Origin of the sequence: Xanthomonas sp. (genome assembly GCF_017163755.1) — a bacterium.
Taxonomy (GTDB): Bacteria; Pseudomonadota; Gammaproteobacteria; order Xanthomonadales; family Xanthomonadaceae; genus Xanthomonas_A.
In genome coordinates, this window is the sequence record NZ_JAFIWC010000038.1 from 1 (window position 1) to 25,903 (window position 25,903).

Below are 25,903 nucleotides of genomic sequence, written 5' to 3' on the forward strand. Positions count from 1 at the left end.
GCCGCCAAGCAGGGCCGGGCAACGAAAGCCCCTCTCCCACCGGGAGAGGGGTTGGGGTGAGGGTACGGAGCGAAGCCTCGTGGATCGGGCGCACGAGGCTTCGCTCCGCACCCTCATCCGGCCCTTCGGGCCACCTTCTCCCGATGGGAGAAGGGATGTCGGCTTCGGTGGCGTGGCTGGGGCGTGGGCCTAGCGCCCCCGGTGCAGCGCGCTCAGTCGAACGCGAACGGGTCCGGATGCCCGGCGAACAGGCGCCGCGACACCTCGCGCTCGGTGGTTTCGATGTCGCCGATGAAGCCCTCGGCGTCGCCCAGCTTGGAGAACGCCTCGAAACCGCGCTCGAGGAAACCCTGCAGCTCCGACAGGCCGGCCGCCTTGGCCGGGCCGCGCGCGAAACGCAACAGCATGCGCACGCCCGGGGTATGCACCGCCTGCGCCAGGCCCAGGCCGACGCTGGCGATCAGGTCGATCTGATGCAGGCGCAGGCGGCGCAGGCCGGTCTGCCGGTAGGCCTGCGCGTACAGCGCGTCGTCCAGGCGCCGGCGCCGCGGCGCCAGCGCGTGCAGCGCCTCGGCCATGCGCAGGTCCAGCACGTGGGTCAGCGCGCCCAGTTCGATGCCGTCGGCGACCGTGTCCAGCAGCGACGCCGGCATCAGCCGCTGCATCATCGGCAGCACCTTGACGATGTCCGCGTCGCGGCGGCTGAAGTCGCGGTCGCCGTAGACGTCGGTGAGGAAGAACATCGCCGCCGGACGCCGTTGCGGATCCTCCAGGAAGTGCTCGAAGCTGCGCTCCAGCCGCTGCGACTGCCAGCGCCGCAGCTCCTGCAGCCAGCGCAGCGCGTTGCGCGGTTCGTGGGCCGGATCGTGCACGGCCTGGTGCCAGGCCAGGCGGCGGCCGAGGCGTTCGAGGACGGGATTGTGGCGCGGCATGAGCGTCGATGATGGTGGCAGCGGGGAGGGACCGCAAGCGTAGCCGCGCTCGGCTACACTCGCGACAACGTCTGCCGCGGACCGCGCATGCTCTCCCTCCACAGCGCCTCGCCCCGCCCCCGCTCGCACGGCCGCATCGGCCTGGCCATCGCCGGCGGCGGCCCGATCGGCGGCATGTACGGACTGGGCGCGCTGCGCGCGCTCGACGAGGCGCTGGACGGGCTGGACCTGACCCGACTGGACTGCTACGTCGGGGTCAGTTCCGGCGCATTCCTGGCCGCGGGCCTGGCCAACCGCATCAGCAGCGCCGAGATCTGCCGGATCTTCGTCACCGGCAACAGCGACGATGCGCATTTCCGTCCCGAGGATTTCCTGCGTCCCAACGTCTACGAATACCTGCGCCGCGCCTCGACCCTGCCGAAGCTGGCCTACGGCTGGTGGCACGACCTGCTGACCGAGCCGCGCAAGACCCGCTGGTCGGACCTGATCACCCGCTTCGGCGGGCTGGTGCCCAGCGGACTGTTCGACAACGCCGGGGTCGAGCGCTTCATGCAGGACGTGTTCAGCCGCCGCGGGCGCAGCAACGACTTCCGCACGCTCGGCGCCGATCTGTTCGTGGTGGCGGTGGACCTGGACAGCGGCGGCACGGTGCGCTTCGGCGAACCGGGCTTCGAGCAGGTGCCGATCTCGCTGGCGGTGCAGGCCAGCGCGGCGCTGCCGGGCCTGTACCCGCCGGTGGAGATCGGCGGGCGCCACTACGTCGACGGCGCCCTGCGGCGCACGATGCACGCCTCCACGCTGCTGGAGCGCGGCATCGACCTGATGATCGGCATCAATCCGCTGGTGCCCTACGACGCCACCCACGCGCCGCGCCGCGGCGGCCAGGTGGACCGCACCCGCCTGCTCAGCGGTGGCCTGCCGGCAGTGCTGTCGCAGACCTTCCGCACCCTGCTGCAGTCGCGCATGCAGGTCGGGCTGGAGAAGTACGCGCGCCAATACCCGCACGTGGACCAGCTGGTGTTCGAACCCAATGCCGACGACAGCGAGCTGTTCTTCACCAACCTCTTCAGCTATTCGGCGCGCCACCGCGTCTGCCAGCTCGCCTACCGCAACACCCTGGCCGACCTGCGCCGCAACGCCGCCGCGCTGGAACCGCTGCTGGCCGCGCACGGCATCGGGCTGCGCCGCGAGATCCTCGACGACCGCCACCGCACCTTCCTCGACGGCGTCGACGTGCAGCCGCGGCGCATGACCGAGACCACCGCGCGCCTGCGCCGCGCGCTGGACGACGTCGAACAGATCGTCGCGCGCCGCGGCGGCACGCGCGCACCCCATTCGCGGCGCGCCCGCTCCACCCGATGAGATCGCCGCGCTGGTGTGATTGCTCTAGCCAACGCCGTGAGTCTGGATCCAGCCACCACCCACCCGCTGAAGGAACCGCAACGCCATGGCCACCCTGAAGAAATCCGCACGCAAGAAGAAGAGTTCCGCCGGCGCCGCCGAGAGCGTGCAGTCGCAGGCGGAAAAACTGTCCAAGCGGCTGGGCGAATCGGCGCAGCAGGTATGGCTGGCCGGCGTCGGCGCCTTCGGCCGCGCCCAGGCCGAAGGCGGCAAGCTGTTCGAGACCCTGGTGAAGGAGGGCCTGTCGCTGGAGCAGAGCACGCGCAAGCTCGCCGGCGGCGGCGTGGAGGCGGTCCGCGACGCGATGGAGAGTCGGGTCGGCCAGGCGCGCGAGCGCGCGGTGGACACCTGGGACCGGCTGGAAAAGGTGTTCGAGGACCGGGTGCAGCGCGCGTTGCGCCGCCTGGAGGTGCCCAGCCGCGAGGATCTGGGCAGCCTGATAGAACGCGTGGACGCGCTGAACGCGCAACTGCGCAATCTGAACGGCGCGCCGAAACGCGCCGCGCGCAAGACCCCCAAGACCGCCGCGCCAGCGCCGGCGCCACGCAAGCAGGCGCCGAAGAAGACCGCCGCGAAGAAGGCCGCTGCCGCCAGGACCGCCACGCCGGCGCCGAAACGCAAGCCAGGCAAGCGCGCCACGCCTGCAGGCGGCGCCGAATAGGCTTTGTTGCAAAGCAGCAAGTTTTTATCGACAATCGAGCCGGACCCGCCAGTCCATCGAAGACCGTTTGCTCCCCTCCCCTCTCGGCTTCGGACTGGCGGGTCTTCTTGTGTCCGTCGTTCCCGCGGCAACGATCCTAGCGCCGCCGTGACGCGCCGACGATAAACTGCGGTCATTGAAAGCGTACGGCGCGGGTGTGAGCATGTTTTCCTGGATAGCGGCAACGGTAGTGGCCGTCGTGGCGTGGCTTGCGGCCACCCTCTACCTGTGGCTGGTGCGCCGCCGCGTCAACGAGACCCAGGCCGGCCTGCAGGCGCTGGCCGGGATGCACTGGCGCGATTTCTCGCGCATGGTCAAGCGCGCGATGCGCGAGCAGCGGCAGATGCAGGACGTGGACCTGGCCGAGGACGCCGCGCAGGAGCCGCAGAGCGACTTCGTGATGACCCGCGGCGATGCGCGCTGGCTGCTGTCGTGCAAGCACGGCCGCGCCTACCGGATCGGCTCGGCCGCGGTGAACGAGCTGGGCGCCGCCGCGCGGCTGGCCGGCGCGCAGGGCGGCATCTTGGTCACCGAGGGCAAGGTGCAGCGCGACGGCGTCGTGGCCGCGGAGAAGCAGTCGATCGAGATCCTCGACGGGCCGCGCATCTGGCCGCTGCTCAAGCCCTACCTGCCGAGCGAAGTGGAAGACGCGATCGTAGGCGCGGCCCGCAACCGCGCGCGGCGGCACACCGCGATCGCCGCGCTGGCGGCGTTCGCGCTGGCGCTGCTCGGCGCGCTGGGCAGCCTGGCGCTGCGCGACCACGCCGACGGCGCCGTAGCGACGGCCGCGACGCCGGCACCCGCGGCCGCTGTCGACACGGCCGAGCCGGCCACACCGGCGGCCGCGCCGGATCCGGGGGCAAATGCCGCTGCTTCCGCTCCACAGTCGCCGCCGCCTGTGTCCGCCTCGGCGCAGACGCCAGCGGCCGGCGGCGAGCCGCCCGGCGAACCGGACGAGGCCACGCTGCAGCGCGATCAGCAGTCCGTGTCCAGGGCGCTGGCCGCGACCCCGGGCGTGATCCGCGGCATCTGGCAGACGCGCATGACCCTGGTGGTGGACCGTGCCGGCGACGACGCCGCGGTATGGCCGCTGATCTGCAAGCAGGTGGAGCGCTACCCGATGCTGCGCACCGCGCGCATCCAGCTCAATCCGCGCCCCGGCCACGACGAGCCGGTGCGCTGGCGCCAGTGTCGAACGATGTGAGGGGGGGCGGGACTCGGGACTCGGGACTCGGGACTCGTAAAAGCGGATTGGCCGCCGACTGCCGAAAACCAGGCCAGCGAGTCGCAGGTGCTAACGCTTTTACGAGTCCCGAGTCCCGCGCTTCACCAATGCACCCCACGCATCAACGCGGCGAACGCGATCTGCTCCTGGCTGGGCTTGGCTTCGCGTAGCGCCTTGCGGTCGCCCTTGGCTGCGGCCGAGTCCGGGAACAGCTCGAAGGCGGTGTTCATCACCACCTCGTAGGCCTTCGGCGCCACCGCGTTGACCAGCGCGGCGAAGATGCCCAGCCGCGTCGCCACCCGGCTCGGGCGCTCGATGATCGCCTTGACCATCAGGTCGGCGGCCTCCTCCACGCTCAGCGTCGGCACGCTGTCGTACATCTTGGTCGGCGCGATCATCGGCGTCTTCACCAGCGGCATGTTGACCGTGGTGAAGCTGATGCCCTTGCCGGACAGTTCGCCCTGCGCGCAGCGGCTCCACGCGTCCAGCGCGGCCTTCGAGGCCACGTACGCGGAGAAGCGCGGCGAATTGGCCAGCACCCCGATCGAGCTGACGTTGATGATGTGGCCCTTGCGCCGCGCGGTCATGCCCGGCAACACGCCCATGATCAGGCGCAGGCTGCCGAAGTAGTTCAGCTGCATGGTGCGCTCGAAGTCGTGGAAGCGGTCGTAGCTTAGCTCGATCGAGCGGCGGATCGAGCGCCCGGCGTTGTTGATCAGCACGTCGACGTGGCCGTGCGCCTCGAGCACGGTCTTGAGCAGCGCATCGCAGCCGGCCAGGTCGGACAGGTCGGCGGTGTAGGCGAAGACCTTGCCGCCGTTGGCGTTCATCGCATCGCGCGCGGCATGCAGTTCCTGTTCGCCGCGGGCGACGATGATGGTGGTGGCGCCGGCCTCGGCCACGCGCCTGGCGGTGGCCAGGCCGATGCCCGACGAGCCGCCGGTGATCAGCACTACCTTGCCGCGCACCTTGCCCTTCAGGCTGCGATCGACGAACAGCTCCGGATCCAGGTGCCGTTCCCAGTGGTCCCACAGGCGCCAGGCGTAGTCCTCCAGCCGCGGCACGGCGATGCCGCTGCCCTTGAGCGCGCGTTCGGTTTCGCGGCTGTCGAAGCGCGTGGGATAGGTGATGAACTTCAGCACTTCGCGCGGGATGCGGAAATCGCGCAGCAGCATGCCGACGAAGCGGCGCACCGGCGGCAGGCTGCCGACCGCGGCGCGGATCCCCGACGGCACGAACGCGAACATGCGCGCGTCCACGCGCAGGGTCATCTCCGGCGCGTGCCCGGCGCGGCAGAACACGTTGAGCACTTCGCCCACGCGCAGCGGCTCCGGATCGGTCAGGTGGAAGGTGTGGCCGTCCAGCTTGGGCTTGTGCGCGATGTGGTCCATCGCATCGGCGACGAAATCCACCGGCACGATGTTGATGCGCCCGCCTTCGATGCCCAGCATCGGCGCCCACGGCGGCAGCAGCTGGCGCAGCTTCTTGATCAGCGGGAAGAAATAGTACGGCCCGTCGATCTTGTCGATGACGCCGCTGCGCGAATCGCCGACCACCATGCCCGGGCGGTAGATGCGCCACTTGATCCGCGTTTGCGCGCGCACCAGCGCCTCGGCGTCGTGCTTGGTGCGCAGGTAGGGGTCGTCCAGGCCTTCGGCTTCTTCGAACATGTCCTCGCGGAAGATGCCCGGGTACAGCCCGGCCGCGGCGATCGAACTGGTGTGGTGGAACACCCCGGCGTGGATCTGCGCGGCCAGCTCCAGCGCGTGGCGGGTGCCGTCGAGGTTGGCCGCGCGCTGCGCCTCGGCCTTGGCGGTGAGGTCGTACAGCGCGGCGAGATGGAAGAAGTGCTTGACCTTGCTAGCCAAGGCGCGCACCTGCGCGGCGCTCAATCCGCAGTTTTCCGCGGTCATGTCGCCCTGCAGGATCACCAGGCGCTTGGCGTCCCAGCCCTGTTCGCGCACCAGCGCATCGAACCTGCGCCGCGAGTCGGCGCGCACCAGCACATGGACCAGGCCTTTGCGGCGCAGCAGGTTGGCCACGAGGTGGCGCCCGATGAAGCCGCTGGCGCCGGTAACGAAATACGTCATGCCGAACCATCCTTCGTTCTGCGGCCGCGGCCCCTCGCCCCGTCCTGGCGCTAACTTGCCAGAGACCGGCGGGTAGGACAAACGTACGCCGCAGTGCGGCGCGCGCGTCACCCGTGCGGCGGCGCGTCAATTGCGCTGGATGCGTCGCGGCTGCGCGACGCGCCGACGCCTGCCGGCGACGCTCATCGGCCGCCCGGCGAGAAGCGCGCGATCAGGTCGTAGGTGTCGCCCAGGAACACCTGCCGCACGTAGGTGATGGCCTGCTCGCCGCGCCAGGTCTGGCGGTCGATCACCAGGCAGGCGGTGCCGGCCGGCACCTGCAGCCGCTGCGCCTGGGCGGCATCGGCGCCGATCGCGCTGATGCGGTGCTGCGCGCGCGTCCACGGCACATGCTGCAACAGCCAGCTGCCGGGCACGGTGACCGCGAAATCCATCTCCAGCGCCTCCGGCACCGCCGCCGGATTGATCACCCGCTCCTCCAGCGCGAACGGGCGCCCGTCGGCCAGGTGCAGGCTGCGCAGCGCCAGCACGCTGCCGGCGGCGGCGACCTCGGCCTCCTGCGGCACGCCAGCGCGCGGCTTGCGCCGGCACTGGTCGAGCAGCTCGAAGCGGTAGGCGTGGCCGCGCGCGGCGACCTCGACCGGGATGTCAGGGATGTCCAGCGCCACCTGCTCCATGTGCGGATGCGGCCGCGCGACGAACGAGCCGGCGCGGCGGCGGCGCTCGATCATGCCGGCATCGGCGAGCATCGCCAGCACCTTGTTGACGGTCATGCGCGAACAGCCGTACTGGGCCATCAGCTCGTGCTCGAACGGGATGCGATGGCCTGGCGGCCATTCGCCGCTGCGGATGCGGCCTTCGATTTCGCTGCGGATGCGCTGGTTGAGCGGCGCCGGCGGTGGGGTCTGCGTCATGCAGCACCTGCGCAGGGCGGCGATGCGCGGCGACACGGGCCGCATAGACGGGCGGAAAGGGCGATCATCCTTGCAACAGCGAGGCCAGCGCACGCGCGTAGGCGGCGGCGGTCGCATCGCGGCGGCGATGCCGGCCCTGGCTGACCAGCTCGCGGCCATTGCGCCATACCGAACGGACTGCGCCATTGCGCGCAGCGAACACCCAGCTGTCGAGCCAGGCATCGCCCTCGCGCGCGGCCAGCGCCGGATGCGCCGGGTCCAGCTCGACCAGGTCCGCGGGCGCGTCCACCTGCAAGCCGCACGCCACGCCTAGCGCCTGCGCCGCGCCGCACAGCGCCGACTGGAACAGGTAGCGGCCGCTGGACAGCGCCGGGTCGGCGGCCAGCACGTTGCGGCCGCGCAACTGCAGGCGCTGGCCGTATTCGAGCAGGCGCAGTTCCTCGGCCGCGTCGATCAGCACATTGGAATCGGAGCCGACGCCGAAGCGGCCGCCGGCGCGGGCGAAATCGCGCATCGGGAACACGCCGTCGCCGAGGTTGGCCTCGGTGATCGGGCACAGGCCGACCACCGCGCCGCTGCCGACGATCGCCTGCAGTTCGGCCGCATCGATGTGCGTGGCGTGCACCAGGCACCAGCGCGCATCGACCGGCGCGTGCGCGTACAGCCACTGCACCGGGCGCTGTCCGCTCCACGCCAGGCAGGCGTCCACTTCGCGGGTCTGCTCGGCGACATGGATGTGCACCGGCCCGTCGCACAGCGGCAGCAGCCGCTCCAGTTCGTCCGGGGTCACCGCGCGCAGGCTGTGCGGCGCGATCCCCAGCACCGCATCGTCCATCGCCAGCAGCGCATCGCGGCAGCCGTGCAGCAGGTCGGCATAGCCGTCGACGTCGTGGATCAGCCGGCGCTGCGCCGGGTTCGGCGCCGCGCCGCCGAAATCGGCGTGCGCGTAGAACACCGGCAGCAGGGTCAGGCCGATGCCGCTGGCGTAGGCGGCGGCGGCGATGCGGCGCGACATTTCCGCGCGGTCGGCATAGGCGCTGCCGTCCACGTCGTGGTGCAGGTAGTGGAATTCGCCGACCCGGGTGAAGCCGGCTTCGAGCATCTCCACGTAGGCCTGCTCGGCGATGGCCTGGAAGCTGTCCGGGTCCAGCCGCTGCAGGAAGCGGTACATCAGTTCGCGCCAGCTCCAGAAGCTGTCGCCGCTGGCGCCGCCGACCTCGGCCAGGCCGGCCATGCCGCGCTGGAACGCGTGGCTGTGCAGGTTGCCCAGCCCCGGCACCGCGATCACCAGGCGCTGGTCGCCCAGCGCGGCGGGCACGCCGCTTTCCACGTAGCCGATGCGCCCGCCGCGCACGCCGATGCGCACGTCTCGCGCCCACCCCTGCGGCAGCAGCGCGTGCGCGCACCAGAAATTGACCCACTCCGCCTGCGCCTGTGGCTGCACTGGACACCCTCCGCTACCGGCAATATTGTATATACAAAATAACCGACGAGCCCGCCCGTGACCATGCCCTGCGACACGCTCTGGCACAACGCCCACCTGATGACGCTCGACGCCGATGACGGCGGCCTGGGCGTGGTCCGCGACGGCGTAGTCGCCAGCCGCGACGGCCGCATCGTCTACGCCGGGGCCGCCGATGCGCTGCCCGGGGCGCTGGCGTCGCGGCGCAGCGTCGATTGCGGCGGGCGCTGGATCGGTCCGGGCCTGATCGACTGCCACACCCACCTCGTCTACGCCGGCAACCGCGCCGGCGAGTTCGAGCAGCGCCTGCAAGGCGTCAGCTACGCCGACATCGCGCGCGCCGGCGGCGGCATCGTCTCCACCGTGCGCGCCACCCGCGCCGCCGACGAAGCTGCGCTGCTCGCCGCGAGCCTGCCGCGGCTGGACGCGCTGCTGGGGGAAGGCGTGACCACGGTGGAGATCAAGTCCGGCTACGGGCTGACCCTGGACGACGAGCTGCGCCTGCTGCGCGTGGCGCGGCGCCTGGGCGAACTGCGCGCGGTCGCGGTGTCGCCGACCTTCCTCGGCGCGCATGCGGTGCCGCCCGGCGCCGACGCGCAGGCCTATATCGACGAGGTGTGCGAGCGCATGATCCCGGCGGTGGCCGCGCAAGGGCTGGCCGAAGCGGTGGACGTGTTCTGCGAGCATATCGCCTTCACCTTGGCGCAGACCGAGCAGGTGTTCCAGGCCGCGCAACGCCACGGCCTGGCGCTGAAGATCCATGCCGAGCAGCTGTCCAACCAGGGCGGCGCTGCGCTGGCGGCGCGCTACGGCGCGCGCTCGGCCGACCACGTGGAATACCTCGACGCCGACGGCATCGCCGCGATGGCCGCGGCTGGCACCGTGGCCGTGCTGCTGCCGGGCGCGTTCTATTTCACCCGCGACACCCAGCTGCCGCCGATCGCGGCGTTGCGCGCGGCCGGCGTGCCGCGCGCGCTGGCCACCGACTGCAATCCCGGCACCTCGCCACTGACCAGCCCGCTGCTGGCGATGAACCTGGCGGCGACGCTGTTCCGCATGACCGTGGACGAGTGCATCGCCGGCTTCACCCGCGAGGCGGCGCGCGCGTTGGGCCGCCTCGCGCAGGTCGGCCGGCTGCGCGCGGGCCTGTCCTGCGACTTGGCGATCTGGGACATCGAGGAGCCGGCCGAACTGGTCTATCGCATGGGCTTCAATCCGCTGCATGCGCGTATCTGGAGGGGACAATGAGCAACGACGAAATCCTGCTGCGCCCCGGCGCGGTGAGCCTGACGCAGTGGCGCGGCGTGTACCGCGGCGCGCGCGTGCGGCTGGACCCGGCCTGCGCCGAGGCGGTGCTGCGCAGCGCGCGGACGGTGGACGCGATCGTCGCCCGCGGCGAGCCGGTGTACGGCATCAACACCGGCTTCGGCAAGCTGGCCAGCGTACGCATCGAGCGCGACGACCTGGACGCGCTGCAGCGCAATATCGTGCTGTCGCATGCGGCCGGGGTCGGCGAGCCGATGCCGGCGGCGGTGGTGCGGCTGATGATGGCGCTGAAGCTGGCCAGCCTGGCGCAGGGCGCGTCCGGCATCCGCCCGTCCACGCTGGCGCTGCTGGAGGCGTTGCTGCGCCACGACGTGATACCGGTGGTGCCGTGCCAGGGTTCGGTCGGCGCGTCCGGCGACCTGGCGCCGCTGGCGCACCTGGCCACGGTGATGATCGGCGTCGGCGAGGCCTTCGTCGGCGGCCAGCGCCTGCCGGCGCGCGAGGCGCTGGCGAAGGCCGGCCTGCAGCCGCTCGCGCTCGGCGCCAAGGAAGGCCTGGCGCTGCTCAACGGCACCCAGTACTCCACCGCCTACGCGCTGGCCGGCCTGTTCGAGATCGAGACCGTGTTCCAGGCCGCGCTGGTCGCCGGCGCGCTGTCCACCGAGGCGGCGAAAGGCTCCGATACGCCGTTCGATCCGCGCATCCACGCGCTGCGCGGCCAGCCGGGGCAGATCGCCAGCGCCGCGGCGCTGCGCGGACTGATGCACGGCTCGACGATCCGCGATTCGCACCGCGACAACGACGTGCGCGTGCAGGATCCCTACTGCCTGCGCTGCCAGCCGCAGGTGATGGGCGCGGCGCTGGACGTGATGCGCCAGGCGGCGACCACGCTGGCGATCGAGGCCAACGGCGTGTCCGACAATCCGCTGGTGTTCAGCGACACCGGCGAGGCGCTGTCCGGCGGCAACTTCCACGCCGAGCCGGTCGCCTTCGCCGCCGACATGCTGGCGCTGGCGGTGTGCGAGATCGGCTCGATCAGCGAACGCCGCACCGCGATGCTGGTGGACCCGGCGCTGTCCGGGTTGCCGGCGTTCCTGACCCCGAAGCCGGGGCTCAATTCCGGCTTCATGATCCCGCAGGTCACCGCCGCGGCGCTGGTCTCGGAGAACAAGCAGCGCGCCTACCCGGCCAGCGTCGATTCGATCCCGACCTCGGCCAACCAGGAAGACCACGTGTCGATGGCCGCGCACGGCGCACGGCGCCTGCTGGCGATGGCCGAAAACGCGGCCAACGTGGTCGGCATCGAGTTGCTCGCCGCCGCGCAGGGCTGCGACTTCCACGCGCCGCTCCGCTCCAGCGAGGCGCTGGAGAACGTGCGTGCGCGCCTGCGCGCGCAGGTGCCGACCCTGCAGGACGACCGCTACTTCCATCCGGACATGGTGGCCGCCACCGCGCTGGTGCGCGATGGCGCGCTGGCGGGCGCAGTCGATGTGTCCCTGCCCGACGCAACGTCCAGCTCATGACCCCTTGTAGGAGCGGCTTCAGCCGTGACCGGGACTTACCGGTAACGCCCCGGTCGCGGCTGATCCCGAAAAGGGGACAAGAGCCGCTCCTACAAAAAAAGCGAGGCCCTGCATGACCGCCCTCCCCGATTGGCTCACCCTCCACCGCGGCGATGCGCCGCTGATCGTCAGTTTCCCGCATACCGGCACCGACCTGCCGCAAGCGCTGGCCGATCGCTTCGTATCCCCCTGGCTGGCCCGCCGCGATGCGGACTGGTGGGTGCACGAGCTGTACGCGTTCGCCCACGACATGGGCGCCACCACGCTGCGCTCGGCGGTGTCGCGTTCGGTGATCGATCTCAACCGCGATCCGAGCGGCGTCTCCCTGTACCCGGGCCAGAACACCACCGGCCTGTGTCCGCTGACCACCTTCGACAACCAGCCGCTGTACCGCGACGGACACAGCCCGGACGCAGCCGAGATCGCCCGCCGCCGCGACACCTGGTTCGCGCCCTACCACGCCGCGCTGGCCGCGGAGATCGCCCGACTGCGCGCGATCCACGGCACCGTGGTGGTGTACGACGCGCATTCGATCCGCTCGCATATCCCGCACCTGTTCGAAGGCGAGCTGCCGCAGTTCAACATCGGCAGCGCCGGCCCGTCCGGTACGCCCGATACCAGCTGCGACCCTGCGCTCGCCGATGCGGTCGAGCAGTTGTGCGCGGCCAGCGGCATGCGCCATGTGCGCAACGGACGTTTCAAGGGCGGCTACATCACCCGCCACTACAGCGACATCCCGGGCGGCGTGCACACGCTGCAGATGGAACTGGCCTGCCGCGGCTACATGCACGAACCCGAGTGCGTGGACGAACGCAACTGGCCCACGCCGCTGGACCCCGACCACGCCGCGCCGCTGCGCCGCACGCTGCAGCAGGTGCTCGCATCCTGTCTCCAATTCGCCCACTCCCGGAGCGCCGCATGACCCGCCTCGACACCAGCCGCACGATCCACGCGCCCACCGGCAGCACCCTGACCTGCAAGAGCTGGCTCACCGAGGCGCCGCTGCGGATGCTGATGAACAACCTGCATCCGGACGTGGCCGAGCGCCCGCAGGAACTGGTGGTGTACGGCGGCATCGGCCGCGCCGCGCGCGATTGGCAGAGCTACGACACCATCGTCGAAACGCTCAGGCGCCTGGACGACGACCAGACCCTGCTGGTGCAGTCCGGCAAGCCGGTCGGGGTGTTCCGCACCCACGTGGACGCGCCGCGCGTGCTGATCGCCAACTCCAACCTGGTACCGCGCTGGGCCACCTGGGACCACTTCAACGAACTGGACAGGAAGGGCCTGGCCATGTACGGCCAGATGACCGCCGGCAGCTGGATCTACATCGGCGCGCAGGGCATCGTCCAGGGCACCTACGAAACCTTCGTCGAGATGGGCCGCCAGCACTACAACGGCAGCCTGGCCGGCAAGTGGCTGTTCACCGGTGGGCTGGGCGGCATGGGCGGCGCGCAGCCGCTGGCCGCGGTGATGGCCGGCGCCTCGTGCCTGGCGGTGGAATGCCGCAGGAGCAGCATCGAGATGCGCCTGCGCACCGGCTATCTCGACACCTGGACCGACGACCTGGACGAAGCGCTGCGCCTGATCGAGGCATCGTGCACGGCGAAGAAGCCGCTGTCGGTCGGCCTGCTCGGCAATGTCGCAGACGTGCTGGACGAACTGTTGATGCGCGGGGTCAAGCCGGACCTGCTGACCGACCAGACCTCCGCGCACGACCCGGTCAACGGCTACCTGCCGCAGGGCTGGACGGTGGAAGAATGGGACGAAAAGCGCGTGTCCGCGCCGAAGCAGGTGGAGCAGGCCGCGCGCGCGTCGATGGCCAACCACATCCGCGCCATGCTCGCCTTCCACGCGCTGGGCGTGCCGACCGTGGACTACGGCAACAACCTGCGGCAGATGGCGCTGGAGGAAGGCGTGGCCGACGCGTTCGATTTCCCCGGCTTCGTGCCCGCCTACATCCGCCCGCTGTTCTGCCGCGGCATCGGCCCGTTCCGCTGGGCGGCGCTGAGTGGCGATCCGCAGGACATCGCCAGGACCGACGCCAAGGTCAAGGAACTGATCCCGGACAACCCGCACCTGCACCGCTGGCTGGACATGGCCGCCGAGAAGATCAAGTTCCAGGGCCTGCCCGCGCGGATCTGCTGGGTCGGCCTGGGCGACCGCGACCGGCTGGGCCTGGCGTTCAACGAGATGGTCGCCAGCGGCGAGCTGAAGGCGCCGGTGGTGATCGGCCGCGACCACCTGGACAGCGGCAGCGTGGCCTCGCCGAACCGCGAGACCGAGGCCATGGCCGACGGCTCCGACGCCGTCTCCGACTGGCCCTTGCTCAACGCCCTGCTCAACACCGCCAGCGGCGCCACCTGGGTGTCGCTGCACCACGGCGGCGGCGTCGGCATGGGCTTCTCCCAGCACGCCGGCATGGTCATCGTCTGCGACGGCACCGAAGCGGCGGCCAAGCGCATCGCGCGCGTGCTGTGGAACGACCCGGCCAGCGGCGTGATGCGGCATGCGGATGCGGGATACCCCGTCGCCATCGACTGCGCGAAGGAGAAGGGACTGGATCTGCCGGGCATCCTGGGCTGAGTCACGCCTAGGCCACTCGCACCGGTCGGGACCAAGCACCGCCTGTCCCGGTCGCGCCATCGATCGCCCGTCCGGCGCGCGCCGGAACGGGCGCCGGCCCCGAAGCGCGACTGCGGTTGCTTCCCGTTACGTCTGGATCCCCTACAATCGGGCCACGATGTAGCGGGTCTGCGTTGGCCCGGTATGCGCCAACGCATCGATGTTGATCTACTCATGAAGTAACGCCATGCCTTCTGGCCGCGCGCCGCTCGAGGCAGCGCGCGGGCACGGGGCAGGATGCGATTGACTCGCCATTGTCACGGAGATGCCCTCGATGGGTCAGGAACAACGGATCGATTCGCTCACCGGCATCCGCGGCATGGCCGCGCTGCTGGTGGTCTACGCGCACCTGGCGGAGGAGCATTTCTTCGCGATCAGCGCGCTGCATCCCGGCGAGATGGGGGTCATGGTGTTCTTCACCCTCAGCGGCTTCCTGATGGCGTTTCTCTACGGCGACAAGCCGTTCGACTACAACGCGGTGGCGCGCTACGGTATCTCCCGCTTCTCGCGCATCGCCCCCGCCTACCTCACGGTGGTGATCGCGTCGTACCTGATCTACAACCTGGTCGACTCCAACTTCGTCTACGCGATCACCCATCGCAACCTCGCCCGCCACCTGCTGTTCTCCGGCAATGTCTCGGCGCTGTGGAGCATTCCGCCCGAAGTGCAGTTCTACGTGGTCTTCGTCGGCTTGTGGGCGGCGCTGTGGTCGCTCGGCAGCCGCGGCAATGCGGCGCTGCTGATCGTGGCGCTGGTCGCCGTGTTCGCGCTCATGGCCCATCGCGCGGCGCTGCCGGGCACCTTCGTCGGCTCCAAGATCCATTACTTCTTCACCGGCGTGCTGTTCGGCCTGCTGCGCAGCCGGGTCGCCGCCGGCGTCGGCCTGAGATCCCTCGGCGCGCTGCAGGCGGTGGCGCTGGTGGCGATCGGCCTGGTCGTGACCGGCATGGTCGCCATCGACCTGGGCTCCAAGCGCGAGCTGTACCTGAACCTCGAACCGGCGCTGTTCGCCGGCGTCTTCGTGTTCCTGTTCTCGTTCGACACCGGCCTGAGCACGCGCCTGTTCGGCAACCGGTTCATCACCCTGTGCGGCGAGTGCAGCTTCTCCATGTACCTGCTGAACATCCCGCTGATCTACGCCGCGATGAAACTGCTTGGCGACGATGTCCGCCCCACTCCATGGCTGGCGGTGCCGGTCACCGCGGCGATCCTGGTGGCGGCCTGGGCGATGTACCGGCTGGTCGAGATGCCGGGCAACACGCTGCTGCGCGCACTCGGGACGCGACTGCTGCTGCGCAAGCGCGCTGCGCCCGTCGCCGCGCCCGCCGTCGCGGTTCCGCTGGCGACGGATACGCCCCGTGCCGAGCAAGCCGGCTGAGGCCCGACCGCGCTTCCGCGGGCACTGGTCCGCGCCTGCTTCGCCGGAAGGCATGTCAGGTGCCGCGATTGCCCGGGCTTTTCATCGTGCCTCCGATCCCGCTTCTGCCAGGCCAGGGACGGCCGCCGCATCCGCTTCGGAGGCATCTGTGTACGCCAGGGCGATGAGTTGATCATTCGCCGCATGCGTACCGGGGTGCGTCGCGCGCCTGCTGACGTCCGCACCACTGCCAGGCGAACCCGCGCCGCGTTCGCCACCCATTCCCTCCCGTCCCAGCCCAGCCCTGCTCCGCCGTCGAAACGGGATCTGCGCTGTTGTCCGCCCGGGCGAGCCTCCACCGTCAGATATCGCCAGCCTATGTTCGTTCTGCTGTCCCGCCGCCTTGCCGCCGTCTCGGCCCGCCTGGCCCTGCTCTCCGTCGCGCTGCTGAACGGGCTCGCCGTCACCGCACACGCCGCCGCGCCCGCGCGTGCGGTCACCCTGGACGCGGTCGAGGTCACCGCCGCCGACGCCAGCGACGACGCACGCAAGGCGTTGCAGCGGATCCCCGGCGCCGGCAACGTGGTCGACATGAGCGGGGCGGGACAGGGCCGCGCCGCCGGCACGCCCGACGTGCTGGCCTACCAGCCGGGCATCCACGCGCAGTCGCCGGGCAATGAGGGCGCCAAGGTGTCGATCCGCGGCTCGGGCATCAACCGCGGCCCCGGCGCGCATGCCTCCGGCCTGTCGGTGTCGCTGGACGGACTGCCGCTCACCGGACCCGGCGGCACGCCGTACGAGCTGCTGGAGCCGCTGTGGCTGAGCCGTGTGGAGGTGCTGCGCGGGGCGAACGGATCGGAGCGCGGCGCACTGGCGCTGGGCGGCGCGATCGACTACGTCACCCGCAGCGGCCGCGACGCGCCGGGGCTGGAACTGCACTACCAGGCCGGCAGCCGCGGCTACCGCAAGCGCGGCGCCGGCTACGGCGGCGTGCGCGGCGAAGTCGACTACTACCTCGCCTACACCGACACCGCGTTCGACGGCTACCAGCGGCATGCGGCCGGCGACGGCAAGGGCGCGATGGCCAATGTCGGGTGGCAGGTCACGCCGCGGCTGCATACCCGCCTGCTGCTACGCTATCGCCAAACCGGGCACGAAACCCCCGGCCGGCTGACCCGCGCGCAGATCCGCCAGCACCCGCGCCAGGCCAATCCCGCCAACCTGGCGATCGACGCGCGCCGCCCGCAGCCGGGCAGCACCTGGATCGGCAACGTCACCACGCTGCGGATCGACGAGGACGCCACGCTGCGGGCCGGACTGGTCTACCACCGCTACCCGATGGACTTGAACGAGAGCCTGTACCGGCAGCAGCTGGACTACGCCGACCTCAACGGCACGCTCGACTATCGCCGCCGCCACGCCCTATTCGGCCGCGACAGCGTCACCACGCTCGGCCTGCGCGTCGTCCACGACCTGGACGCCGACGCGCGCGAGACGCTGCGCTTCGCCGGCAACGGCTACCCGGCCGGCACCCACACCCGCGACTTCGTCCACCGCGGCAGCGACAGCGTGCTGCACCTGGGCAACGACCTGACGCTGAGCCAGGCGCTGCGCCTGCAGACCGGGCTGGCCCTGGTGCATACGCGACGCGAGGTCCGGGTCACCTGGCCGGGCGCCGGCGAGAACCTGTCCGAACGCGACTGGGACTACGCCCCGCGCATCGGCCTCACCTGGCAGGCGGCGCCGCGGACGCAATGGTTCGGCAACCTGAGCCGTTCGGTGGAGCCGGCGCATCCGTGGTCGATGCTCTGGGGTTCCAACAAGTACTTCGCCTCCGGCAATGGCGCATCCAGCGGCCGCCAACGCGCCGCCGTGCCGCTGCGCAACCAGACCGCGGCCACGCTGGAAGTGGGCGCGCGCGGCGACGGCGCGATCGGCCACTGGGAGCTGACCGGCTACCACGCGCGGGTGCGCCACGAGCTGCTGAGCGTGGAGATCCAGCCCGCGCCCAACCTGCTCGTCGCCGAATCCAACGCCAGCCCCACCGTGCACCGCGGCATCGAGGCCGGCCTGGACAGCACGCTGCGGCAGGACGCTGCCGGCCGCCTGTCGCTGCGCCAGGCCTACACCTTCAGCGACTTCCGCTACCGCCACGACGCGCGCTTCGGCGGCAACCGCCTGCCCGGCCTGCCGCGCCACTACTACCAGGCCGAGCTGCGCTACGACCACCGCAGCGGCTTGTACGCCGCGCTCGACACCGAGTACGCATCGAAGATGGCGGTGGACTACGCCAACAGCGCCCACGCCGACGGCCACCTGATCTTCGGCACCCGCCTGGGCTTCGATGCTCCCGGCGGCCGCTGGCAAGGCTGGCTGGAGCTGCGCAACCTCGGCGATCGCCACTACGCGGCGACGGTGACCCCCGGCTACGACGACGCGGGCAAGGATGTCGCCCGCGCCACGCCCGGCGAGGGCTTCGGCGTCTATGCGGGAGCGCGCCTGCGCTTCGAGTGAAGCCGAACCGGGCCGCCAGGCAGGCATAGGCCGCACACGGACGGAACGCGGTCACGGCTTGCGACGGCCGGACTCAAGATCGCCGCGGACGCGCCGACAAGGAATGCAACGTTTCGAGGAGCCTTCATGGGCATCCTGATCTACCTGACTCCCGCCGTCGCGCTCTGGGCGCTCACCGCCACCATCCTGGCCTGGGTGTTCTTCGCGCGCCTGCGCCGCGAGCAGGACCAGCAGGCCAGCGCGCAGGACACCATCGCGCGGCACCAGGCCGCGCTGACGCAGCTGAAGGCGCGCGCAGCGGCCAGCGCGCGGGAGTTGGAGGCGCTGCAGCAGGCCTACGCCAGCGCGAGGCGGACGCTGGAAGAACTGCAGGCGCAAGGACAGGCACCGGCGCCGGCGCCGGAGACCGCGGAGCCGCCGCCGGCGCCGATCCTGGTGATGGAACGGCTGGACATCGCCGGCGAAGTCGGCACGCTGCTGGCGCACGTGGCGCGCGTGGCCAGGAGCATCCGCCGCTACAGCGCCTACAGCCGCGGGCACAACGCGCCGGAGCTGAGCTCGGCGCGCTACGACCTGCACTGGCTCTCCGACTGCCTGCACAGCTTCGACCAGGTCGGCCACGCCCTGGCGCGGGGCAACGTGGACACGCTGACCGCCGCCTGCACCGAACTGCTGTCGATGTACGAGCAGTACCTCAAGGACGGCTCCGGCTACAACAGCCGCGATACGTTCCAACGCCTGAGCAGCCACGTCCCGCTCGGCGACGTGACCGACGCCATCCGCTCGATCGCGGCCAAGGCGTCGCTGGCCAGGCAGGCGCAGGCCAGCGGGCAGGCGCAGCCGGCTCTGGCGGTCTGACGTCGTCGCAGACCGGGACTGGGGACTCGGGACTGGGGACTCGTGGACGCCGCGAGTGCAAAGATCGTGCGAGGCGCGAGCCGATGGCGCTTCCGCGCAGTGACCCGACGCTCTTCGAGTCCCGAGTCCCCAGTCCCGAGTCCCGGCCCCCCGGTCGCCGCCGCGCGCGTTGACCGTGCCGGTCGCCCGTGCTGTGATGCTCGCCGGTTCCAGGGAGCACTCCGATGGCGGACATCAAGGCGGCCTTCGAAAAGGCGGCCAATGACATCAAGCAGCGCGCCGAACGCCCCGACAACGACACCCTGCTGCGCCTGTACGCGCTGTACAAACAGGGCTCGGAAGGCGATGTGTCCGGCAACAAGCCCGGCTTCTTCGATTTCGTCGGCACCGCCAAATACGAGGCCTGGGCCAAGCTCAAGGGCATGCCGCAGGCCGAGGCGCAGAAGAAATACGTGGACCTGGTGAAGAAGCTGCTGGCCTGATGGCGCGCGACACCCGCCAGCGCATCCTCGACGCGTCGCTGGCGATGTTCAATGCCCAGGGCGAGCCGCACGTCACCACCAACCACATCGCCGACGAACTGGAGATCAGCCCGGGCAATCTGTACTACCACTTCCGCAACAAGGACGACATCATCGAGCACCTGTTCGCGCGCTACGAGGAGCGCATGGACGCGGCGCTGGAGTTGCCGGGCGCGCGCCTGCCCGGGCTGGAGGACATCTGGCTGCAGTTGCACCTGGTGTTCGAGTGCATCTGGGACTACCGCTTCCTGTATCGCGACCTGATCGAGATCCTCAGCCGCAGCCGGCGCCTGCGCCTGCGCTTCGCGCGCATCCTGCGCCGCGCCGACGACAGCGCGCAGGCGGTGTTCCTGGGCCTGGCCCAGGCCGGGGTGATGCGCGCCAGCAAGCAGGAACTGGACGGGCTGGCCACCAACGTGCTGGTGATCGCCACGTTCTGGCTCAACTACGCCGCCGCGCGCGGCGAGAAGGACGAGCAGCTGGCGATCCGCCAGGGCATCGTGCAGGTGATGCTGCTGATCGGCCCGTTCCTGCGCGAGGCCGAACGCGCCCACCTGGCCACGCTGATGCGCGCCTACCTGGACTGATTGGCCAGCGCGCGCGGCAACCGCTAGGCTTGCCGCCCCGGCCTTCCGAACGACGCACGTGAGAACCGTCACCGCCACCCGCTACGTCACCCCGCTGCGCGAAGGCGGCTCGCTGCCTGCCGTGATCGAGGCCGACGACGACGGCCTGTACGTGTTGAAGTTCCGCGGCGCCGGGCAAGGCCCCAAGGCGCTGATCGCCGAGCTGCTCGCCGGCGAACTGGCGCGTGCGCTGGGCCTGCCGATGCCGGAACTGGTGTTCGCGCTGCTCGACCGCGAGTTCGCGCGCACCGAGCCCGACCCGGAGATCCAGGACCTGATCCGCGCCAGCGAAGGCCTGAACCTGGCGCTGGACTACCTGCCCGGCGCGATCAACTACGATCCGGCCGCACTGCGCCCGGCGCCGGCGCTGGCCTCGGCGATCGTCTGGTTCGATGCCTATGTCACCAACGTCGACCGCACCGCGCGCAACACCAACCTGATGGTGTGGCACGGCCGCCTGACCCTGATCGACCATGGCGCGGCGCTGTACTTCCACCACGACTGGGAACACGCCGGCGCCGCCTGCGCCTCGCCGTTCGCGCGCATCCGCGACCACGTGCTGCTGCCGTTCGCCAGCGGCATCGCCCAGGCCGATGCCGAACTGGCGCCGCGCCTGGACGACGCGGTCATCGACGCGATCGTGGCGCAGATCCCGGACGCATGGCTGCAGGCCGAGGCCAGTTTCGACAGCGTCCAGGCGCATCGCCAGGCCTATGCCGATTACCTGAAGCAGCGCCTGGCGCTGCGCGCCGCGTTCGTCGAGGAGGCGCTCCGTGCCCACGCCGCACACGTATGACTATGCGGTCATCCGCGTGGTGCCGCGGGTGGAACGCGAGGAATTCGTCAACGTCGGGGTGATCGTCTCCTGCCCGACGTCGCGGCTGCTCGAAGCGGTGATCGAACTGGACGCGGCGCGGCTGCGGGCGCTGGACCCGACGCTGGACGTGGAACGGCTGCGCCCCTACCTGGACGCCATCCCGGCCATCTGCCGCGGCGAGCCGGACGCAGGACCGATCGCGCTGTTGCCGCCACGCGCGCGCTTCCACTGGCTGACCGCGCGGCGCAGCTCGGTCATCCAGATGTCGTCGGCCCACGTGGGCCGCACCACGCAACCCGAGCGCGTGGTCGAGCACCTGCTCGAACGCATGGTGCGGACGCCGCGCTAGGACGTCCGGGCAGGTTGCTGTTTGCTGTAGGAGCGGCTTCAGCCGCGACGGGGTTTCCCGGTACCGCCCGTCGCGACTGAAGTCGCTCCCACAGGGATATCCAGCGGTTCCACAGCGTGCTTTGCCACTAACGCCACGAACGCCACCAGGGAACGCCACGCGCCACCCGCTGCCGCCGCTGCCGCCGTTACTGCGAACGCGCGCTGCGCTGGGCGGCGGCGCCGCGCGGACGTCGCGCAACAGCGGGCTTCTTCGCCGCCCGCCCGGCCTTGGTCGAGGCCGCACGCTTGCGCGGCGCAGCACCCGGCGCGGGTTGCAGGCCGAGCTTGGCCAGGATCGGCTGCAGGCGCGCCTCGACCTCGGCGCTCAGCGGCCGTACCTGCCCGCGCAGCGCGGCGGCGCCTTCGCGCACGCCGGCTTCGGCGCCATCGGCCAGCAGCGCCGCGCGCGCCTTCAGTGCTGCGGCGCCGGCAGCGGCCTCGGCCGCCGCCGCGAGCGCGCGCTTGCGGGTCAGCGACAGCACGCCCAGCCCGGCCAGCCACAGGTGCCGCGGCGCCAGCGCTTCGGGCGCGCGCGCGGAAGTGGAACGCTTGTTCGTCGCCATCGTGATCTCCTCGGTGCCGGAAGCGGTACCGGCTCGCGGCATGCTGGCGCCGCCGGCTCGAGCAAACACACTATCGCCGCGGCGCTTGCCAGGCGGCGGCCGCGGCGCCATGCTCGGCGCGAACTTCAGGGAGGCCGGCATGGCAGCGAAACCGAGCGCATGGGCACCGTTTCCGTACGACGCCGACGCGTACGCCTACCCCGGCGACGCATTGAAGAAGGCCTGGCCCAAGCTGCACGCCGGCGACCGCGAGCCGTACCCGGATCCGGCACGCGCGCAGGCGCTGCTGGACGCGGCCGGCAAGGCCGGCAAGGGACGCGATGCGGCCGGCGTGTCGGCGGCGCTGGTCGATGCGTGGCGCGCGTTCCACCAGGGCCGGTTCCAGCAGGCCTACGACGCCGGCATCGCGCTTGGCGCGCTCGGCGCATCGGTCGCGGTGAAGGCGCTCGGCATCCATGCCAGCTACCTGGTCGAGGACGACAAGGAAAAACTGCAGCGCCTGCAGCAGGCCGCGACGCTGGCCGAAGCGGCGATCGACGCCCTGCCCGGCGAGGCCAACAGCCACTACCGGCACGCGTTCGCGCTGGGCCGCTACAGCCAGGGACTGAGCATCGTCAAGGCGCTCAAGCAGGGCATCGCCGGCAAGGTCCGGCAGTCGCTGGAAGCGGCGCTGGAGCGCGAGCCCAAGCACGCCGAGGCGCACATGGCGCTGGCGCTGTACCACGCCGAGATCATCGGCAAGGTCGGCGCGATGATCGGCGGGATCACCTACGGCGCCAAGGCCGCCACCGCCGAACGCCATATCGCCCAGGCACTGAAGCTGGCGCCGGATTCGCCGATCGCGCACGTCGAGCACGCCAACGTGCTGTTGCTGCTGCACGGCGACAAACGCGAGGACGCCGCGGCCGGCGCATTCGAGAAAGCGTCCAAGCTCAAGCCGCGCGATGCGATGGAAGCGCTGGACGCGGCATTCGCGCGCGAGCAGTTGGAGTAGCGCGGCGCCGGAGACGGGCCGCCGCAGTGCGCAGGCGGTACACCTGTGGGAGCGACTTCAGTCGCGACAGGCTTTGCCGGTAGAGCCCGTCGCGACTGAAGTCGCTCCCACAACGCTGGCGCTTACCGTGAGTATCCGATCGGAACGCTGCAACGGTGCAGGCCGACTCGCGCTTTCCAGCCGCGTCGATACAGCGGAGTAGCGCGGTGCCGGGCCAGCCGCCGGCAGTGCGCGTGCGGGCACGCCTGTGGGAGCGACTTCAGTCGCGACGAGCTTTGCCGGTAGAGCCCGTCGCGACTGAAGTCGCTCCCACACCGCTATCGCTTACCGTGAGTACCTGATCGGAACGCTGCAACGGCGCACGCCGACTCGCGCTTTCCTGGGGCGTTGACACGGTTTTGCCGCCCCGCCGTTTCGCCGCGTCCCGCATGCGCCGCGCGCCATGCGCGGCAACTTCCTGCCGTACATGGCATACCGCGCATCGCCGCACGAACTGCGCGACGGCGGGATGCATCCCGCACGCCGCGCACGCGCCGGCGTTCCCGGTGGTCACGACGTCGGCAGCGCGTAGGCGATCACGTAGTCGCCGGCCTTGGTCTCCATGAAGTGATGGCCGCCGGCCATGATCACCAGGTACTCGCGGCCGCCGGCCTCGTAGACCATCGGCGTGGCCTGGCCGCCGGCCGGCAGCTTGGCCTGCCATACGTTCTTGCCGGTGCGGATGTCGATGGCGCGGATCAGGTCGTCGGTGGCCGCGGCGATGAAGATCAGGCCGCTGGCGGTGACCACCGCGCCGCCGTTGTTCGGCGTGCCGATCTCGATCGGCAGGCCGGAGTGGATGCCGAACGGGCCGTTGCCGCGCGCGCTGCCGAACGGACGGTCCCACAAGGTCTTGCCGCTGGCCAGGTCGATGGCGCGGATGCCGCCGTACGGCGGCTGCTTGCATAGCAGGCCGGTGAACGGCAGCCGCCAGCCGGCGTTGACGTTGATCGCGTACGGCGTGCCCACCTGCGGATCGCCTGCGCCCTCGGCGCCGCCGGCATCGCCGCGCACGTCATCGCGCGGCGCCCAGCCCATCCTGTCGGCCTGGGCGCGCGGCACCAGCCGGTTGTAGTTCGGCATGTCGTTGTAGTTGGCCACGATCACCCCGCGGCGCGGGTCGATCGCCACGCTGCCCCAGTCCGAACCGCCGTTGTAGCCGGGATACTCGATCGAATGGCGATCGGCCTCCGGCGGGGTGTAGAGGCCCTTGTAGCTGGCGCTGCGGAACTGGATGCGGCACACCAGCTGGTCGATCGGGGTGAGGCCCCACATGTCGCGCTCGGTCAGGTCCGGCTTGCGCAGCGAGTGGTACAGCGAGAACGGCTGGGTCTTGGCGCGCATCTGCGGCTCGACGCCGCCGCCGGGCACCGGGCGCTCCTCGACGCCGACCAGCGGCTGGCCGGTGCGCCGGTCGAGCACGTAGATCTCGCCCTGCTTGCTCGGCAGCACCACCGCCGGCACCGTGCCGCCGGGCTGGGGGAAATCCAGCAAGGTCGGCTGCGAGCCCAGGTCGTAGTCCCACACGTCGATGTGCGTGGTCTGGAAATTCCACACCGGCTTGCCGCTGGTCACGTCCAGCGCCACCAGCGAGGTGGCGTATTTGCTCTCCGCCGCGGTGCGCGAGCTGCTCCAGTAGTCGGCGCTGGCGTTGCCCATCGGCAGGTAGACGTAGCCCAGTTGCTCGTCGCCGGCGGCGGAGGTCCACATGTTCGGCGTGCCGCGGGTCCAGGTCCGGCCGGGCGGCGGTGCGCCGTTCCATTCCGGGTGGGTCATGTCCCAGGCCCAGCGCAGCTGCCCGGTGACCGCGTCGAAGCCCTGGATCACGCCCGACGGCTCATAGCGCTTCTGCCCGTCCAGGACCTGGTGGCCGGTGACGATGACGCCGCGGACGATGGTCGGCGGCGAATTGATCGACACGTAGCCCGGCGGGGTGTCGCCCATGCCGACGGTGATGTCGACCTGCCCATGCTTGCCGAAGCCTTCGCAGGGCTTGCCGCTGGCGGCATCGACCGCGATCAGGCGCCCGTCCAGCGTGCCCTCGATGATCCGCGTGCGGCAGGCGGCCTCGGGCGCGGCGGCGGCAGCGACGGAGCCAGTGCCCTGCGCTGCCGCTTCGGCCGCGTTCGCCGCCTCGGGCACCTGGTAGTAGGTGACCCCGCGGCAAGCGGCGGTATACGGAATCGCCTGGTCGGGCACCTTGGGATCGTAGCGCCAGCGCTGGCGGCCGGTGCCGGCGTCCAACGCCACCAGCTGGTTGCGCGCGGTGCACAGGTACAGGCTGTCGCCGATCTTGATCGGCGTGGTTTCCGCGCCCCAGCGCTTGCCCGGCAAGTCGCCGGTGCGGAAGGTCCACGCGGTCTGCAGCGTGGCCACGTTGCCGGGGGTGATCTGCCGCAGCGGCGTGTAGCGGCTGCCGGCGTTGTCGCGTCCATAGGCGGCCCAGTCGGCGTCGGCCGGCGCATCCGCCGGTTGCGCGCCGGTGCGCGGCGCGGCGACCGCCGCGGCCATGCTGGCGACGTGAGCCAGCGCGCCGTCGGCCTCGATCACCCCGTGCGGCACGAACGCCAGCGCGAAGGCGACCACGAACACCAGCGCCAACGCGCCGGCGACGCCGCGCGACATGCCGCGCGACACCGGCCGGTCCAGGCGCGGCAGCAGCAGCGCCAGCACCAGGCCGAGGAACACCATCAGGCCCATGCGCGGCACCCAGCGCCAGTAGTCGGCGCCCGATTCCCACCACGCCCAGCCCAGCGACAGCGCGAACGTGGCCGCGAACCACAACGCGCCGGCATAGCGTCCACGCGCCAGCAGCACGCCGGACACCAGCAGGCCCAGTCCCGCCACCAGGTAATACCAGGAACCGCCCAGCGCCAGCAGCCAACCGCCGCCGCCGGCCAAGGCCAGGCCGATCAGTGCGCAGGCCACGCCAAACAGCGACAACGGCCAACCGCCACGGCGGCCCGTCTCATAGGATTTGTTCATCGCATCAGTCCTCGCAAGAACGCCGCGCGGAACATCCGCTGCGGCCACGACGCTTCGGCGCC

21 protein-coding genes are annotated in these 25,903 nt (G+C 71.0%); 15 read left to right on the forward strand and 6 right to left on the reverse strand.

Features of this window, described 5'->3' with window-relative positions:
* Positions 1 to 212 precede the first annotated feature (212 nt).
* Entirely contained in the window at positions 213 to 932 is a 720-nt protein-coding gene (locus tag JR065_RS19485) for an FFLEELY motif protein (RefSeq protein ID WP_206236109.1), read from the reverse strand.
* 87 nt (positions 933 to 1,019) lie between these two features.
* Here JR065_RS19485 and JR065_RS19490 point away from each other — a divergent pair, with 87 nt between their 5' ends.
* The 3 genes from JR065_RS19490 to JR065_RS19500 all read left to right on the forward strand — a co-directional run bounded on the left by JR065_RS19490 (position 1,020) and on the right by JR065_RS19500 (position 4,237).
* Entirely contained in the window at positions 1,020 to 2,294 is a 1,275-nt protein-coding gene (locus tag JR065_RS19490; protein ID WP_206236111.1) for a patatin-like phospholipase family protein, read from the forward strand.
* A gap of 85 nt (positions 2,295 to 2,379) precedes the next feature.
* Positions 2,380 to 2,994, forward strand: coding sequence for a phasin family protein (locus tag JR065_RS19495; protein ID WP_206236112.1), 615 nt, complete (start codon positions 2,380 to 2,382; stop codon positions 2,992 to 2,994).
* Between the two features lie 202 nt (positions 2,995 to 3,196).
* On the forward strand, positions 3,197 to 4,237 hold the full coding sequence (locus JR065_RS19500) for a restriction endonuclease (RefSeq protein WP_206236150.1): 1,041 nt from the start codon (positions 3,197 to 3,199) through the stop codon (positions 4,235 to 4,237).
* Between the two features lie 122 nt (positions 4,238 to 4,359).
* Here the strand turns inward: JR065_RS19500 and JR065_RS19505 are convergent, their stop codons facing one another.
* From JR065_RS19505 to JR065_RS19515, 3 genes are all read right to left on the reverse strand, one after another.
* Positions 4,360 to 6,348 (reverse strand): SDR family oxidoreductase, encoded by a 1,989-nt coding sequence (locus tag JR065_RS19505; protein ID WP_206236114.1) that lies wholly within the window; start codon positions 6,346 to 6,348, stop codon positions 4,360 to 4,362.
* Positions 6,349 to 6,530: 182 nt separating this feature from the next.
* Positions 6,531 to 7,262: a histidine utilization repressor gene (gene hutC, locus JR065_RS19510; protein WP_206236116.1), complete on the reverse strand. Its 732-nt coding sequence runs from the start codon at positions 7,260 to 7,262 to the stop codon at positions 6,531 to 6,533.
* A 64-nt stretch (positions 7,263 to 7,326) separates the two neighbouring features.
* Positions 7,327 to 8,706 (reverse strand): formimidoylglutamate deiminase, encoded by a 1,380-nt coding sequence (locus JR065_RS19515; RefSeq protein WP_206236117.1) that lies wholly within the window; start codon positions 8,704 to 8,706, stop codon positions 7,327 to 7,329.
* Between the two features lie 63 nt (positions 8,707 to 8,769).
* Between JR065_RS19515 and hutI the strand changes: the two genes are divergently transcribed.
* The 11 genes from hutI to JR065_RS19570 all read left to right on the forward strand — a co-directional run bounded on the left by hutI (position 8,770) and on the right by JR065_RS19570 (position 21,219).
* Positions 8,770 to 9,972: an imidazolonepropionase gene (gene hutI, locus JR065_RS19520; protein WP_206236151.1), complete on the forward strand. Its 1,203-nt coding sequence runs from the start codon at positions 8,770 to 8,772 to the stop codon at positions 9,970 to 9,972.
* A complete protein-coding gene (hutH, locus tag JR065_RS19525) occupies positions 9,969 to 11,513 on the forward strand; it encodes a histidine ammonia-lyase (RefSeq protein WP_206236119.1) in 1,545 nt (514 codons plus the stop codon). The genes hutI and hutH overlap by 4 nt, the downstream gene beginning before the upstream one ends.
* A gap of 112 nt (positions 11,514 to 11,625) precedes the next feature.
* Entirely contained in the window at positions 11,626 to 12,474 is an 849-nt protein-coding gene (gene hutG, locus JR065_RS19530; protein ID WP_206236121.1) for an N-formylglutamate deformylase, read from the forward strand.
* Complete coding sequence (gene hutU, locus JR065_RS19535) at positions 12,471 to 14,138, forward strand: urocanate hydratase (protein WP_206236122.1); 1,668 nt, start codon at positions 12,471 to 12,473, stop codon at positions 14,136 to 14,138. The genes hutG and hutU overlap by 4 nt, the downstream gene beginning before the upstream one ends.
* Positions 14,139 to 14,451: 313 nt before the next feature.
* Positions 14,452 to 15,555, forward strand: coding sequence for an acyltransferase family protein (locus JR065_RS19540; protein WP_206236124.1), 1,104 nt, complete (start codon positions 14,452 to 14,454; stop codon positions 15,553 to 15,555).
* A gap of 357 nt (positions 15,556 to 15,912) precedes the next feature.
* Positions 15,913 to 18,048: a TonB-dependent receptor family protein gene (locus JR065_RS19545; protein ID WP_206236126.1), complete on the forward strand. Its 2,136-nt coding sequence runs from the start codon at positions 15,913 to 15,915 to the stop codon at positions 18,046 to 18,048.
* A gap of 126 nt (positions 18,049 to 18,174) precedes the next feature.
* Complete coding sequence (locus JR065_RS19550) at positions 18,175 to 18,906, forward strand: hypothetical protein (RefSeq protein ID WP_206236127.1); 732 nt, start codon at positions 18,175 to 18,177, stop codon at positions 18,904 to 18,906.
* Positions 18,907 to 19,130: 224 nt separating this feature from the next.
* On the forward strand, positions 19,131 to 19,388 hold the full coding sequence (locus tag JR065_RS19555; protein WP_206236129.1) for an acyl-CoA-binding protein: 258 nt from the start codon (positions 19,131 to 19,133) through the stop codon (positions 19,386 to 19,388).
* Positions 19,388 to 20,014 (forward strand): TetR/AcrR family transcriptional regulator, encoded by a 627-nt coding sequence (locus JR065_RS19560; RefSeq protein WP_206236131.1) that lies wholly within the window; start codon positions 19,388 to 19,390, stop codon positions 20,012 to 20,014. Before JR065_RS19555 ends, JR065_RS19560 begins: the two co-directional genes overlap by 1 nt.
* Positions 20,015 to 20,072: 58 nt before the next feature.
* The gene (locus JR065_RS19565; RefSeq protein ID WP_206236132.1) at positions 20,073 to 20,849 is read left to right on the forward strand and encodes a HipA family kinase; all 777 of its coding nucleotides are present in this window, start codon (positions 20,073 to 20,075) and stop codon (positions 20,847 to 20,849) included.
* A complete protein-coding gene (locus JR065_RS19570) occupies positions 20,827 to 21,219 on the forward strand; it encodes a DUF3037 domain-containing protein (RefSeq protein WP_206236134.1) in 393 nt (130 codons plus the stop codon). Before JR065_RS19565 ends, JR065_RS19570 begins: the two co-directional genes overlap by 23 nt.
* Positions 21,220 to 21,406: 187 nt before the next feature.
* On the opposite strand, the gene JR065_RS19575 is transcribed toward JR065_RS19570, so the two are convergent.
* Positions 21,407 to 21,823, reverse strand: a complete 417-nt coding sequence (locus JR065_RS19575; protein WP_206236135.1) for a hypothetical protein — start codon at positions 21,821 to 21,823, stop codon at positions 21,407 to 21,409.
* Positions 21,824 to 21,962: 139 nt separating this feature from the next.
* On the opposite strand from JR065_RS19575, the gene JR065_RS19580 reads away from it, so the two are divergent.
* Positions 21,963 to 22,817, forward strand: a complete 855-nt coding sequence (locus JR065_RS19580; protein ID WP_206236137.1) for a hypothetical protein — start codon at positions 21,963 to 21,965, stop codon at positions 22,815 to 22,817.
* A gap of 549 nt (positions 22,818 to 23,366) precedes the next feature.
* Here JR065_RS19580 and JR065_RS19585 read toward each other — a convergent pair.
* Complete coding sequence (locus JR065_RS19585; protein ID WP_206236139.1) at positions 23,367 to 25,841, reverse strand: membrane-bound PQQ-dependent dehydrogenase, glucose/quinate/shikimate family; 2,475 nt, start codon at positions 25,839 to 25,841, stop codon at positions 23,367 to 23,369.
* Positions 25,842 to 25,903 lie beyond the last annotated feature (62 nt).